The organism is Romboutsia sp. 13368, from assembly GCF_018336475.1.
Lineage (GTDB): Bacteria > Bacillota > Clostridia > Peptostreptococcales > Peptostreptococcaceae > Romboutsia.
Map to the genome: position 1 here is coordinate 1,456,639 of NZ_CP048741.1, position 927 is coordinate 1,457,565.

Annotated in this window: 1 protein-coding gene; it reads right to left on the reverse strand. The window is 21.5% G+C overall.

Translation table 11 applies throughout. The features are described from left to right. Positions 1-99: 99 nt before the first annotated feature. Positions 100-744, reverse strand: coding sequence for a pentapeptide repeat-containing protein (locus G3997_RS05870; protein ID WP_296644334.1), 645 nt, complete (start codon positions 742-744; stop codon positions 100-102). Between the last annotated feature and the right edge of the window lie 183 nt (positions 745-927).

Sequence of the window (927 nt, forward strand, 5' to 3'; positions counted from 1 at the left end):
TTTATCTCCCCTTAAGTTAAAGTTTTATTTAATTTAATTTAATTATAGCACAAAAATAAGCTAYCATAATTAGATAGCTTATTTTTAATAATAAGTATATTACTTTATATTAATCCCCATTAACTTACTTAAATCTAGCGCTTGTTCAACTGAAAAAGTACCTCCACAAACATCTTTTAATCTTAACTCTATACCATCTATATTACTATTTGTGAAATCTACATTTTTTAAAGATGTACCTGTAAATACTGATTTAGTTAAATTATTAGAATCTAATAGTAGAGTTTGATTTTCTATTTCTTGAAAAACAGCAAAGCTAAAGTCTGAGTCTTCAATATTTACACCTGAAAATTTTGAATAAGCAAAATTTGAATATCTTCCTAAACAATTCTTAAATACTACACTTTTTAAAGTAGAATCATTAAAAGTACATCCTGTTAATTTACAATTTATAAATTCCGCTCTATATAAACTACTATAAGATAGATTAATATTTGATATATCACAATTTTCAAATATTACATCTGTCATATCTATTCTTCTAAAATCACAGTATTCAAAAACTACATTCTTAAATACACATGAATTTAAACTCACAGATAAATTTTCAATTCCATATACTTGAGTATTTTCTACTAAAGTTTCTTCCAATTTTTCATAATCTAATATTTCGTTTATTACATCATCACAATCATTTAAACTAATTGGTATTTTAGGCTTTTGTATTTTTATCTTTTTTATCATTTTATCATTGTCCATTCTTAAATTTCATCAACTGTAAACTAATTTTATATTAATCAGTTATTTATGTAAATCTAAAAAACTTATCTTAAATATTAAACAGTTACTTATTTATGATACTATTTATTGATAAATTCATCAATAAAGTATATTTACTTATTGTACACATATGATAATTTTTTAATT